General features: G+C 54.0%; 7 protein-coding genes. 4 read left to right on the top strand and 3 right to left on the bottom strand.

Annotation, left to right across the window (positions count from 1 at the left end; genetic code table 11):
• Positions 1 to 5: 5 nt before the first annotated feature.
• Together IPQ00_03500 and trmFO are read right to left on the bottom strand one after the other, a co-directional pair.
• The gene (locus tag IPQ00_03500; protein MBL0239628.1) at positions 6 to 743 is read right to left on the bottom strand and encodes a sulfite exporter TauE/SafE family protein; all 738 of its coding nucleotides are present in this window, start codon (positions 741 to 743) and stop codon (positions 6 to 8) included.
• Positions 744 to 842: 99 nt separating this feature from the next.
• On the bottom strand, positions 843 to 2189 hold the full coding sequence (gene trmFO / locus IPQ00_03495) for a methylenetetrahydrofolate--tRNA-(uracil(54)-C(5))-methyltransferase (FADH(2)-oxidizing) TrmFO (protein MBL0239627.1): 1347 nt from the start codon (positions 2187 to 2189) through the stop codon (positions 843 to 845).
• Between the two features lie 296 nt (positions 2190 to 2485).
• On the opposite strand from trmFO, the gene IPQ00_03490 reads away from it, so the two are divergent.
• The 4 genes from IPQ00_03490 (at position 2486) to IPQ00_03475 (ending at position 10741) form a co-directional block, all read left to right on the top strand.
• Positions 2486 to 5155 (top strand): EAL domain-containing protein, encoded by a 2670-nt coding sequence (locus IPQ00_03490; protein ID MBL0239626.1) that lies wholly within the window; start codon positions 2486 to 2488, stop codon positions 5153 to 5155.
• A 159-nt stretch (positions 5156 to 5314) separates the two neighbouring features.
• Positions 5315 to 5998, top strand: a complete 684-nt coding sequence (locus IPQ00_03485) for a hypothetical protein (protein MBL0239625.1) — start codon at positions 5315 to 5317, stop codon at positions 5996 to 5998.
• Positions 5991 to 7250, top strand: a complete 1260-nt coding sequence (locus tag IPQ00_03480) for a hypothetical protein (protein ID MBL0239624.1) — start codon at positions 5991 to 5993, stop codon at positions 7248 to 7250. The genes IPQ00_03485 and IPQ00_03480 overlap by 8 nt, the downstream gene beginning before the upstream one ends.
• Positions 7247 to 10741: an error-prone DNA polymerase gene (locus IPQ00_03475; protein MBL0239623.1), complete on the top strand. Its 3495-nt coding sequence runs from the start codon at positions 7247 to 7249 to the stop codon at positions 10739 to 10741. The genes IPQ00_03480 and IPQ00_03475 overlap by 4 nt, the downstream gene beginning before the upstream one ends.
• A 125-nt stretch (positions 10742 to 10866) precedes the next feature.
• Here the strand turns inward: IPQ00_03475 and IPQ00_03470 are convergent, their stop codons facing one another.
• On the bottom strand, positions 10867 to 13899 hold the full coding sequence (locus tag IPQ00_03470) for an ERAP1-like C-terminal domain-containing protein (protein MBL0239622.1): 3033 nt from the start codon (positions 13897 to 13899) through the stop codon (positions 10867 to 10869).
• Between the last annotated feature and the right edge of the window lie 111 nt (positions 13900 to 14010).

Raw genomic sequence — 14010 nt, 5'->3', positions numbered from 1 at the left:
TTTGCCTACGCCCAAATTAACTTTACGCCCGCAAATAGCAGCACAACGGCCAACACGCGCCGTAGCATCATCGAATTAAATTTCTTGCTACCGAGTGTCGAACCGATCAGGCCGCCGACAACTGCTGCCGCGATCCATATCCAGACCTCGGCCGGAAGACCGTTGAGTGCACCTTTGAAATACTGCCCGACGAGGCCCGAGACCGAATTGACCAAAATGAACAGCACCGATACGCCTGCCGCGACCCGCGTTTCTGCCCAGTGCATCAACAGTAATATCGGCGTCAGGAATATGCCGCCGCCGACGCCGACCATTCCCGACAGCAGTCCGATCACAGCACCGATCAGCAAACACGCAATGATCGGCGGTTCTTTCACCCTATCGTCGCCCTTGAGATTGACCGCGAGTCTGATCGCTGCCAGACACAGCACGGCGCCGAGCACGATCTTATATACGTCCGTCGGCAAATGTATCATCCCGCCGACAAATGCCATCGGTATCGAGCCGGCCGCAAATGGTAAAAACAGCCGCCACGAAAAATACCCTGCCCGATAAAATTGCACCGTCCCGATCGTCGCCACAAATAGATTTAGCACGAGCGCTGTCGGACGAGTCAGTTCCGGAGCAACGGCCATAAACGCCATCACCGCTAAGTACCCCGACGCTCCGCCGTGTCCAACTGACGAGTACATTATTGCGACCACGCAGATCGCAACTATCATCAATATTAGCGTTGGTTCCATTTCTATTATTTTGTATTGCCGATCGCTTTAGCGAACCGGTTCGGATCATAAAAACTTAAAGTCTTTAACCTCAACGTAACGGCAGTCCATAAGCCCAATTCACGATACTGCGACATTTGTTATCCATTCATCCCAATCCATGAGAGCGATCTCGACCTGGAATATATGCCGTTCGCGTTTCTTTCGGTACTGCTTGCGAAGCTCGGGCGGAAGTTCTTGTATCAACCCAAAAGTGATGTTTACCGGCTGAAAATTCTTGGTCTCGACATTTGATACATAGCGGCACAATGCCCCGATCGCTGAGGTCTGCGGAGCGGTTATCATCGGTCGGTCACGCATCACATTGACCGCGTTTATTCCCGCGAGCCAACCCGTCGCGACGGATTCGACATAGCCTTCGACGCCCGTGATCTGTCCGGCGAAAAACAAACGCTCATTATTACGAGTCGCGAGCGTTTCATTCAATATTTTGGGCGAATTGATAAATGTATTGCGATGGATCTGACCGAATTGCAGAAACTCGGCATTCTCCATACCGGGTATGAGTTTCAGTATTCGTTCCTGCTCACCGTAACGCAGATGATTTTGAAAACCGACCATTCCATAAGCATCCGCCATCATATTTTCCTGGCGAAGTTGTACGCAGGCGTATGGCTCTTCGCCGGTTTTCGGGTGTCGCAATCCCTTTGGCTTCATCGGGCCAAAACGCAACGTCTCAGGACCGCGGCGGGCGATCTCCTCGATCGGCAAACAAGATTCGAACCAATGCGTGTCTTCGAACCGCTTGAGTGGAACCGATTTTGCCTCCAAAAGCTCGGCGATAAACAATTCATACCGATCGCGGTCCATCGGGCAATTGATGTAATCATCGCCGCCCTTGTCGTAGCGCGCCGCTTTGAACGCGATCGACATATCGATCGAATCGGCCGCGATGATCGGAGCGATCGCATCGTAAAAGTATAGTTGATCATCGCCCGTGAGCTTCATTATCTCGACGGTCAGTGCATCCGACGTGAGCGGCCCCGTCGCAATGATCGTGACCGGAGGACTCGCGTCCTGCTTGTTGCTTGAGATTTCCGTAACCTCTTCCCTTACGATCTCAATATTCGGGTGAGCCTCAATTCGCTCGGTGATCATCTCGGCAAACTTCATCCGATCTACCGACAACGCTGAGCCGGCCGGCACCCGCGTCGCGTGAGCAACCTCCAAAACCATCGAACCGCCGCGCCGCAGTTCTTCTTTGAGTAAGTATGGAGCACTTCCCGGTTCGTCCGTCTTTAACGAATTTGAGCAAACGATCTCGGCGAGTTTATCAGTTCGATGTGCCGGTGTTTGCTGCACGGGCCGCATTTCAAACAAACGAACCTTTGCTCCACGCTCCGCCGCCTGCCACGCCGCCTCGACTCCGGCAAGTCCACCGCCGATCACATTTAATACTTCAGTCATTGATGTCAGATTATAGATCATATTTGCCGAGTGGTCAGCGACGCGGCCACACCATTCAACGCTTGTCGATAATAATGTCGGCTCGACGGCTCTGGCCGTACAAAAAAACGCTTGACATTAAACGTCGTTTAACGCCATTATACATAGAGTAGCTCGAGTAGCTGTACGATTTGTTGCTCACTGCCAACTAAGCCGAAACGGAGTTGTTTGCCGATTCGACTTTATTTCTATATCATCCCGCCGAAGCTGTTTTTCGATACGTTCCTTTATAAGTTTTCCTCACATTTCTTATTAAAATGAACAATCTAGAGCAAACAAATTATGCCGGGAGCACGCCGCAATGGAGTGAGCCACATTTTGCATTCGGGTCCGCGAATACCGACGATGCACATATCACCGAAGGCGGAACTTCGCTTCAGACCGTTGGCGACAGTATTTTTAATTCGATCGGCGATGCGATAATCGTTACCGATCGGGATGCCGTTATAGTCAAGGTCAATCCGGCTACATTGCGTCTGACCGGTTTTGACGAATGCGAACTCGTCGGCAAGCCTATCGACATTTTATCTCGAAACAAAAATTCGTTTAGCCGCATATTCACCCGGACCTTTAAGAACAGCAATTTTTCAAATCGAATTCAGACTATCTGTCTGCGTAAGGACGGAAGTTTTTTTCCTACGTCGATCTCAGCGTCCAAGATATTCGACCCTGACTCCGGGGCATACAATATCGTCTGCGTTGCCCGCGACATTACTCGCTCCAAGCGCCTCGAGGCTGAGGCCCGAGCGATCTCAAAGATTATTCACGGAGTCACAACGACGGCAAACCTCGACGAATTGCTCCTATTGATCCACCGGACGATCAAGCGGATCGTTTACGCAGAAAACTTTTTTGTCGCACTTTTTGACCCCCAGACCGAGATGCTCACGATGCAGTTCTGGGTGGACAAATATGATCCGATGCCCGGCCCGCTGAAAGTTGGCAACAGCTTGAGCGCCTACGTCTTTAAGCAGGGTCGATCAATGCTCTTTACAGACGAAGAAGCCCAGAAACTGATCGACAGTGGTGATGTCGAATCGGTAGGCACTGATTCGCCGATCTGGCTCGGAGTTCCGCTTAAGACGCCTGACGGTGCGATCGGCGTTTTGGTCGTGCAGGACTATGAGAATTCGGACACTTACTCGCAGCAGGACGTCGAACTGCTGACCTCGGTTGCCGATCAGATCGCGATGGCGATCGAACGCAAGCGCTCCGAGGAAGCTCTGCGGCTCAGTCAGGAACGATTTGAGTTAGTTACGCGCGCCACAAGCGATGCGGTCTGGGACTGGAATCTTAAAACTGACGAGATCTGGTGGAACGAGGGATTTCAGAATCTATTTGGCTATTCAGGCGAGGAGATCGGCTCACAGCGGTCTTCGTGGACAGAGCGACTCCATCCGGACGACTCCGAGCGAGTTACCGAAGATATTCTCCGCCATATCGAAAGCGGCAAGACGAATTGGATCGAGGAATATCGATTTAGACGGCGTGACGGATCTTACGCGTCGGTCGTGGACCGTGGTTACGTCGTATATGATCAAGCGGATCAGCCGATCAGATTACTTGGTTCGATGATGGATGTCACCGAGCGTAAGTCGCTCGAGGAACAATTGACGCATCTTGCCCTGCACGATCCATTGACCAAGATCGCCAATCGAGTGCTTTTCCGTGATCGTGTCGATCACGCACTTTCAAAAGTCGTTCGAAACCACGTGTCGATAGCGGTACTTTTTCTCGATCTCGATAATTTTAAGTCGATCAATGATTCGCTCGGCCACGCGGCGGGTGACAAACTTCTTGTCGCAGTTGCTGACCGTCTCCAGGATTGCCTCCGCAATTCGGACACCGCCGCCCGTCTTGGTGGCGACGAATTTGCCATCTTGATCGAAAGCGTACTCCATACGGACGAGCCGGTTAACATTGCCGACCGTGTTCTTGACGTATTTCGCCAGCCATTCTCGATCGAGGGTGTTGAGGTGTACGTTTGCGCGAGCATCGGTATTGCTGCGGGATCGACCGAGACCAGCGGACCCGAAGAACTGCTCCGCAATGCCGACCTTGCGATGTATCTCGCAAAGGGCCGCGGCAAGGGCAAATATGTGGTCTTTGAACCAAAGATGCACGAGGCTCTGATGGAGCGCATCGAACTCGAGGGCGACCTTCGCCGCGGGATCGAATGTAAGGAATTCACATTACATTACCAACCGATCGTCGAACTGACGTCCAACAAATTGCTCGGTATGGAGGCGTTGGTCCGTTGGCAGCACCCGCGATTCGGATTGCTGTCGCCGATGAGATTTATTCCGGTCGCCGAGGAGACCAATCTGATCGTGCCGCTTGGCGAGTGGATACTTGGGGAAGCTTGTCGCCAAGTGCAGTCCTGGCGCGAGCAGTACGCATCAGCCGAGGACGTCTCTCTGACGGTCAATATCTCGATCCGGCAGTTTTTGCAGCACGAGTTGGTTGAGATCGTCAGTAATGCCCTGCACGCATCCGGACTGCCGCCAAAATTATTGATACTTGAGATCACCGAAAGCTTTATGCTCCAGGACACCGAAGCCACGATCTTAAAACTCCACGACTTAAAGAAACTCGGCATTCGCCTGGCGATCGACGATTTTGGCACAGGCTACTCGAGCCTCAGTTATTTGCAGCGATTCCCGATCGATATCCTCAAGATCGACAAGTCATTTATCGACAAACTCGGCCAGGGCAGCGAGGGTAATGCCGTCGCCCGGGCGATCATTATGATGGGCGAATCGCTTAATCTACGAACGATCGCCGAGGGCATCGAGCATCCGCACCAGATCGAAACTTTGCAGGTTCTGGGTTGCAATGCCGGCCAGGGATTTCATTTTGCCAAGCCGCTCACGCCCGCCGATATGGATGCGTTTCTGACCGGCGAACTCTCATCTGCGGCATCTTAATTTGGGGCTTAAGCCCGGTTAAAGGTTGCCGCCTGCTGTTCTGCGTTTTTAGGATCTCCGCGAAAAAACCTTATAACAATTGAGGTGTGGTTGGGCGTGTCGCTCGTTGGATATTGCCTCGATCTCATCGCCAAAATTTCTTTGACTTGTGTTTCATCTATGAGATATACTTGCACCCTCGCAAGTATTTATATGAGGCATCTGAGCTTAGTTAAAAGTTTATCCCACCTTCAAGAGGAACAAAAGCACTCCGAAGAAGTTGCACTCGATGCGGTCGGGATCGCCCTGACGCGCGGGACGCTGAGCGAATTTTTCGGCGGGGCGAGTAGCGGCCGTACCAGTCTTGCCCTCAATCTGCTTGCAAAATTGACAGCACTCGGCGAGGTCTGTGCGGTCGTCGACTCGTGTGATGCCTTTGATCCCTGCTCCGCAGCAAAGAGCGGTGTGACTCTCGACTCACTTTTATGGGTTCGCTGCGGCGGCAACCTCGAGCAGGCATTTACCGCAGCCGACTATCTGGTGCAGGCAAAAGGCTTCGGGGCCGTCTGGCTCAATCTCGGCGGATTGCCGATGCAGAAATTACGGATGGTGCCGCGGACGTATTGGTATCGCTATCGCACGCGGATCAAGGAAACACCGACGCTCTTTGTCGTCACGTCGGAAGAACCTGTCGCGGGTTCGGCCGCCCACCGATCTTTCGAGATCGTCCGCAAAGACACCGTCTGGTCCGGACTCGGGCGGTACAAACTGCTGCGTGAATTTCATCTCGGCCTATATTCGAGAAAGCATTTTTACGGACCTCAAACGGCGGCCAAGATCGAATTTGACTACAGCGATGTCTAGATCATATGCCTGCATAATTTCGAAAAGCTCATGTGAGGACGCCGGCATCTTGTCGGCCATCGCCTACGGGTTTGCCTATCGCATCGAGATGCTCGGGGACGGCGTACTTTTTGACGTCAGCGGTCTCGAAAAGCTCATCGGCGATGAGGATAAGATCGCCCAACAGATCGTGAAGGAACTCGAACGCAATAATATCAGCGGAAATGTCGCGGTCGCCGGGACGGTCGAAACAGCGATGCTGCTCGCGCGCGAAAACCGCGGGCCGGGCCACACTGCAGACTCATCGGGGGCGTTCGCTCAACTGCCATTGAGCGATCTCGACATCGACCGCGACACGGTCGGCGTTTTTGAGGCACTAGGCATCAACCGTATAGAGGATCTGCAAAACATCCCGGCCGACCAACTCATCGCCCGCTATGGCCGCGACTTTCAGCAAGTGATCGACGTCATCAACCGTAAAACAAGGCGGTCATTAACGCCGAATATTAGAGAAACCAACGTCACGTGGCGGCACGAACTCGATTTTCCGGTCGACGATTTCGCCCAACTGATCTTTGTCGTCAATCGCGGCCTCGAACAGATGCTTGCGGCCGTAAATAAAAATGGCTGGAGCACTGAGCAGATCGACATCCGTTTCAAACTCGATAGAAAAGCCGATAAGATGTACGAGATCAAAACATCTTTCCCGACACTCGACAAGGCCTTTTGGCTCAAGATAATCGACCTGCGCATATCCGCCGACCCGCCCGCCTCGGGCATAACGGCCGTCAGCACAAGGGCTCATTTCACACGCCCACGGCCGGCACAGAGCGGGCTTTACGCCGCCGCAAAGCCGCAGCCCGAGAGCCTTTTATTGACCGTCGGCAAGATCAAAAAGCTGGTCGGCGAGGCCAACGTCGGTGTGCCGGCCTTGCTCGAAAAAAGGGTAGAACGGCCGTTCACGCTTGACGCCGAACGCCTGCCCGACGGCACCGAGCGAAATGCTGATCCAAAGGCCCCGATCATCGCCTTTACATACTATCAACCTCCGATCGCCGCCGAGGTTCTCGTGCGGGACAAGCAGCTTATTTACCTGCGGACACGATATTTCGCGGGCCGCGTTACCGCCTGCAGTGGAGTTTGGCGGACCAATTCGCGTTGGTGGGAAAAGGCCTGGGACACGCGTGCCTGGCACGTCGAGGTCGAGAATGGCGGCGTCTATTGTCTGCAAAAAACCGGCAACGAGTGGATCATCACGGGGGAATTTGATTGACCGTGTTCTACGAACTCCACACACGCTCCGCATTCAGTTTTTTATCGTCCGGCTCTTTGCCCGAGGACATCGCGGTGCGCTCCGGCGAGCTTGATATGCCCGCCATCGGGATGATGGACCGCGACACGGTCTCGGGTGCGGTGCGGCTTCATTTTGAGGCCAAGGAGCAGGGCGTCAGGGCGATGATCGGCTCCGAGATCACGATGGACGACGGCAGCCTTTTGCCGCTGATGCCGCTCGATCTTACGGGCTATCAAAACCTCTGCCGCCTGATCACGACGGTCAAGCTACGTCATAAAAAGGGCGAGCATTTTGCGACGCGCCGCGACATCGAGGAGCACTCTGCCGGACTGCTCTGCTTTACGGGCGGGGCCGATGGTTTTCTCCATCACCACATCAAGCGGCATCAGGGCCAGGAGGCACTGGCGTGGCTCAACTATGTTTTCGAAGGCCGTCTCTACGTCGAATTGCAGCGGCATAATCTCCCGCACGAAGAAGCGGTCAATCAGACGCTGCTCGGGCTCGCTCACAAGTTTCGCCTGCCGTATTTCGCCAGCAACGGCCCATACTATGCCGCACAGCGTGACCGCGAGCTTTTCGACGTTTTTACCTGTATCAAGAATCACTGCACCATCGAGAATGCCGGCCGCCTGATCTCGGAAAACAGCGAACGCTATCTCAAATCAGCGTCGCAGATGCTCTACCAGTTTGACGATTACCCGCAGGCGGTCGCAACGACCGTGGAGATCGCCGACCGCATTAAATTCTCGATGGACGAGCTCGGCTACACATTTCCCGATTATCCCGTGCCGCCGGGCGAGACGATGGACTCGTACCTTCGCAAACAGGCTGAGAAAGGCGCGGTCTGGCGATATTGGGCATTGACGCCAAAGGTCCGGCAAAAACTAGATTACGAGCTCAATATGATCGCCAAGCTCAATCTCGCCGGCTATTTCCTGCTCGTCTGGGACATTTCGCAGTTTTGCCGTTCGCAGAAGATACTCTCGCAGGGCCGCGGTTCGGCGGCCAACTCGGTCGTCTGCTACGCTCTCGGCATCACGGCAGTCGACCCGATCGAGGCTGACCTGCTCTTCGAACGCTTTCTCTCCGAGGAACGCACCGAGTATCCGGATATCGACATCGACCTGCCGTCGGGCGAGGATCGCGAACGCGTCATCCAGCACGTTTATCAAAAATACGGCGAGCGTGGTGCCGGTATGACGGCCAACGTCATCAGCTATCGCGGACGCTCGGCTGCACGCGAGGTGGGTAAGGTCTTCGGCTTTGACGAGGACGCTCTAAAGCGTCTGTCCAAGCTAATTCCGCATTACGGCACGCACACGCGCTCCGAGATGATGTCGCGGTTCGTCGAGGCCGGCTTTGATCCGCGTGACAATTACCGCATTGCAAAATATATGGAGATGTACGCCCGAGCACTCGATTACCCGCGGCATCTCGGCCAGCACTCGGGCGGAATGGTCATCTCACTGGGGCGTCTCGACGGCGTCGTGCCACTCGAGCCCGCCTCAATGGAAAACCGCAACATCATCCAGTGGGACAAGGACGACTGCGAACGCCTCGGCATCGTCAAGGTCGATCTGCTTGGTTTGGGAATGATGGCGGTCATCCGCGACACTCTCACGTTGATCGAGGAACATCGCGGCGAAAAGGTCGATCTCGGCCGTCTGTCAAAAAACGACCCGCTCGTCTATAAAACTCTGCAAGAGGCCGACACGATCGGGATGTTTCAGGTCGAGAGCCGAGCTCAGATCAACTTTCTGCCCAAGTCGCGACCCGAAAAGTTTTACGACATCGTCGTCCAGGTCGCCATCATTCGCCCGGGCCCGATCGTGGGTAAGATGCTCAGCGGCTACATCGCCCGCCGGATGGGCAAAGAGGAGGTCGACTATATGCACCCGTCGTTCGAGCCCATCCTCAAACGCACTTTGGGCGTCCCGCTTTTTCAGGAGCAATTACTGCGGATGGCGATGACGATCGCCGGATTTACGGGCGGCGAGGCCGAGGAGTTGAGGCGTGCTCTCGGTTTCAAACGGGCGGACAAACGCCTCGGCAAGATCGAGGTGCGACTACGCTCCGGTATGGCGGACAAGGACATCGACGAGGCGACGCAGGACCGCATCGTCAAGAGCATTCTGGCATTTGCCAACTACGGCTTTCCCGAGTCGCACGCGGCGAGCTTTGCGCTTTTGACCTACGCGTCGGCATATCTTAAGGTGCATTATCTGGCCGAATTTACGACCGCAATGCTCAATAATTATCCGCTCGGTTTCTATTCCCCGGCGACGCTCATCAAGGACGCCCAGCGTCACGGCCTGCACTTTAACGCCATCGACATCAACCGGTCGCAAAGGCTATTTACCATCGAGGACGGCCGCGTCCGCATCGGCCTCAAATACGTCAAAGGCCTGCGAAAGGATGTCGCCGAGGCGATCGTCGCCAGTCGTGTCAGAACCGGGAGCGATAGCGACTGGGTTTCTGTCGATGAGCCGTACACATCAGTCGAAAACCTCGTCGCCCGCGTCCCCGCGATCAACAAAAAAGAGGTCCGTGCCCTCAGCCTCGCCGGTGCTCTCAATTTTGACGCCACGGTCCATCGCCGTCAGGCCCTTTGGGAATCAGAACTCGCCATCCAACCTATCGGCGAGCTTTTCAAGAGTCCGACAAACTTCAGTTTGTCGACCAACGCCGCGCCACACTCAAGTTCACCGGATCCAGCGAACCAAAGTCCGACAAACTTCAGTTTGTCGACCAACGCCGCGCCACACTCAAGTTCACCGGATCCAGCGAACCAGAGTCCGACAAACTTCAGTTTGTCGACCAACGCCGCTCCACACTCAAGTTCATCTGATCCACCGAACCAAAGTCCGACAAACTTCAGTTTGTCGACCAACGCCGCTCCACACTCAAGTTCATCTGATCCAGCGAACCAAAGTCCGACAAACTTCAGTTTGTCGACCAACGCCGCTCCACACTCAAGTTCATCTGATCCGCCGAACACGGGAGCGACAAACTTAAGTTTGTCGGACATTTCGGACAATTCGGATAATTCGTTTATCAATAAGATGACCGAGTGGCAGTTGATGGAGAGCGATCTGATGACGACCGGTATCACGATCGGCAAGCATCCGATGCGCTTTCTTCGCGAAGAGCTAGATAAACGCGGCGTGCTGCCTGCAAACCGGACCGTCAATTTGCGTAAACGTGATCTCGTCACCGTCGCCGGTGCCGTCATCGTCCGCCAGCGGCCGAGCACGGCTAATGACGTCGTTTTTATCACGATGGAGGACGAGACCGGCTATTCCAATTTCATCGTTATGCCCGACGTTTTTGATAAATTTCGATCCACGATCGTCTCGAGTGATTTCCTGCTCATCCGCGGCATCGCCGAGGAGGGCGGTATGATCAAGGGCTTATACTTCGAGCCGATCAGCACCTTCGTCACCAAGATCGGCTCGCACGACTTTCAGTAGCGGGGTTCGCCTCGAAGACACAGAGGAATTTTAGCCGCAGATAAACGCAAATAAACGCGGATCAGAAAAACCATTTCTATCAATTTCCTATCTGCGTCATCTGCGTTTATCTGCGGCTAAAATTCCTAGTTCTTCCCGTATTTCCCACGGACACGCACGGCGCGTTCGATGAGGTCTGAGTTTTCCAGAATCTTCAGTCTCAGGTCTTTGTCGAGGTTCGGGTTGGTATCGAGGAATTTGTTAATGATCGCCAGTGCCGCGTCGCTGCGTTGGCCGCCGATGAAGGCACCGAGCCAGCCATTGACGAAGAATATCTTACGGTTGCGTTTGTGGTTCGGCAGTTCCAGCAAAGCTTTTTGTAGATACGGCAATGTCAGCTCAGAATGTCGAATGTTGTTCCACGGGCCAAACGCCGCCTCGATCCAGCTCTCGGAGATGTCCTTGTTATTTACAAAATCGTCCCAATACTTCGCCTTGTTCTCCTTGGTCGGAATGGCGGCACGTGCGGCGTAGGCATAGCGTTTGGCATCGTCGCTCGTCTCCGTTTTCTCAAGGTCGGCAAGCAACTTCATCGCGTCCGGGTCATTCAACGCCAACAGTCGCGTAACGATGTCGAAGCGGTCCTTCGCCTTTACGGGCAGAAACGCGACCGTTAGGGAGCGTGCCTCTTTTGCCACGGAAGATGCACGCTCGTTCACACTCGCGTTTCCGCCCGTAGTCAGCAATTGTTTTAGAGCGGCTCTACTCTTTTCCGTCGTCGCGTTTGCGACCAACGCCCGAAAGAAGGTGATCCGCTGTCCGGTCGTTTGAGCATTCTGCATACGTTCGAGCAGTATGGCTTCGAAACGTGCGTTCAGGTCGCCTATCTTGTCAGAACCACTCGCTACTGCAGTCGGTTCTGACATGTAATACCGCATCGCAGTTGCGGCGCGGCCGATGATCGATTGGACGATGCTTTCGTCTTGCTCCACTACTTTCGAAGGAGGGGTGGATGCGGCCGCCGCAGACGGGGTGGATGCTCCGAGATTCTTGATGACCAACTCGACGTAACTCTTCGGGTCGAGCTCGCCCTCGCGGACGCTGTCCCACAGTGCGCCGTACATCATCGAACGCAGGAACGCGTCCTTTTCGTTCTGCACATTCTTCAGAACGTAATCGCGGCTCTTGTCGTCGAGCAGGAAAATGCCGTAGCCGTAGTCTTGGTAGTTTGGAAGAATCGCGGCGATCTCGGTTGACGAAGTTCTCGTGGCGGGTTCAATAAGGTAAAGCGTGGTTCGAGAAGTTGGAGCTGACTTCACGTTCAAAACAACCTTGCTGTTATCTGAAAATAACACGGCCGCGTTAAAGTTCTCTGACTGACCGCCGCTCGTGTTAGAAATAAAACTCGCCGAGCCAATCGCGTTATTCATCTCAAATCCATTTCTCACAACCTTAAAGGTTGGTAATCCAGGTTTCGTTACCCATTGACTCGTGAATTCTTGAAGTTCGGCTACTTTGGAAACGTTCGCGATCTCGTCCCCATATTTGGCTTTTCCGAATTCGTACACGAGGTCTTGCCACGTCGCATTCGCGTACTCGTGCTTCTTTAGAAATGAGCAGACGGCGAGTTTGAACTTGTCTTCGCCGAGGTAGAACTCGGCTTGTCGTAGGAAGGCGGGGGCTTTGTTGTAGACGATGTTGCCGTAGGCGGATTTGGCGGCGGAGAGGTTTTCGATGGGTTGATAGATGGCGGTGGTGCCTTTGGTGGAATCGGTGGCGTAGGCGGGCTGTTTGATGCGCTCGTAGAAGACCTTCCATGCGTTTGCCTCGGGCATGATCTTCTCTAACGCTTTATAGGCCATGAAGTTGGCAAAGCCCTCTTTGAGCCACAGGTCGTCGAACCATTTCATCGTCACGGTGTCGCCAAACCACTGGTGAGCCGCCTCGTGAAACATCAGCACCGCACGGCTGACCTCGTCGCTCTTCGTCGGCTCGGTCGGAAAAATGATCGCCGACTCTCGCAGAAACGTCGCTCCCGCGTGCTCCATCCCGCCAAACGGAAACTCCGGTACCAGCACGATGTCGTACTTCGGGAAAGGAAACTTGTAGTCGAAATATTCCTCGAAATACTTGATTGCCTCGCGGTTGAGGCGAAAGACCTCAGCAGCGTGAGGTTGGAACTTGGCAGCCTGGGATTTGCGGACGTAGATATGCTGAAAATCTCGCAAACCCGAGGCATAGCCTTTCGACATCTTCTCGTTTTTTTCTTTTTTTAGTCGCTGGGCGTCCTCAGAGGAAATCCTCAATGAAACGTCATTATTGAGCCACTTCTTGTACGCTTCTTTCAGTTCTGACCGAACCTCTACTTTCGGGCCATCAGGAACCCAAAATCGCTCGAATGGACCGGCGGCGAATGCGAAGAGGTAGGTACTGATCGGTCGTGTTTCGACTAACGCGGAGGTGAACTCTCTAGGCGTACCGTCGCTGAAACTAGCTTCGGAATCTTCACTTAACGCGTTCGAGATAACATTCCAATCCTTCGGCCTTTTAACTGTCAGCTCAAACCTCGCCTTCAGATCCGGCTGATCAAATACGGGGAAGGCGGTGCTGGCGTCGCTGGGGACGAAGAGCGAGTAGATGTATTCGCTGCCGTCCTCTTTGTCGATGTAGCGGGTGATGGCGGAGCCGCTGGTCAGGATCGGCGAAGTGAAATCGAGCTTGATGACGTTCTCGCCGAGCTTGACGCCTTCGGCAAAGATGAGATGGTCGTGGTCATCGATTATATAAGGTTTTGTTGTCGCGTCGATTTGAAACGCACCGCCATCGCGAACGTCACGAGCCTGGCCGTTGATCGTCACGTTGGTGATCGTCGAGAGCTTTTCGTGACCGGCGATCCTTCGCCAGTCGAGAATGATCTGTGGAATGCCGTTTCCCGGAAGGTCTTGGGGAACTGTCGTCATTTCGTCCATTGACGACACTTTCACACGGATCTCCATCGTCCCTTTCAGCACGGGCGACATCTTTTCGAGTGTGAGGTTTAGCTTGTAGCGGACATCCGAATAATGAGCCACCCGCCACTTTGCCAGAGTGTGCGAAACCCCAAACTCCATTGGCGGCCCCGCCGGGGACTGAGAAAACACGGCGATTGAGAGCAATAAGACGAGGATCAGATATCGCATAGATTCATATTATCGCCGAGACGTGGCGAAAAAAAACCTTAGCCGCAGATCCACGCAGGTAAACGCGGATCAGCATAGCTACTACTATCAATTTCTTATCCGCGTTCATTT

The organism is Chloracidobacterium sp. (assembly GCA_016720705.1).
Classification (GTDB): Bacteria; Acidobacteriota; Blastocatellia; order Pyrinomonadales; family Pyrinomonadaceae; genus OLB17.
Note: the sequence above shows the minus strand (reverse complement) of the source record. Positions and strands in the feature narration are given on the sequence as shown.

Excerpts from the sequence above, each read along its gene's own strand:
- IPQ00_03500 (MBL0239628.1), bottom strand. The coding sequence starts at position 743 with ATGGAACCAACGCTAATATTGATGATAGTTGCGATCTGCGTGGTCGCA.
- IPQ00_03485 (MBL0239625.1), top strand. The coding sequence starts at position 5,315 with ATGAGATATACTTGCACCCTCGCAAGTATTTATATGAGGCATCTGAGC.
- IPQ00_03480 (MBL0239624.1), top strand. The coding sequence starts at position 5,991 with ATGTCTAGATCATATGCCTGCATAATTTCGAAAAGCTCATGTGAGGAC.
- trmFO (MBL0239627.1), bottom strand. The coding sequence starts at position 2,189 with ATGACTGAAGTATTAAATGTGATCGGCGGTGGACTTGCCGGAGTCGAG.
- IPQ00_03470 (MBL0239622.1), bottom strand. The coding sequence starts at position 13,899 with ATGCGATATCTGATCCTCGTCTTATTGCTCTCAATCGCCGTGTTTTCT.
- IPQ00_03490 (MBL0239626.1), top strand. The coding sequence starts at position 2,486 with ATGAACAATCTAGAGCAAACAAATTATGCCGGGAGCACGCCGCAATGG.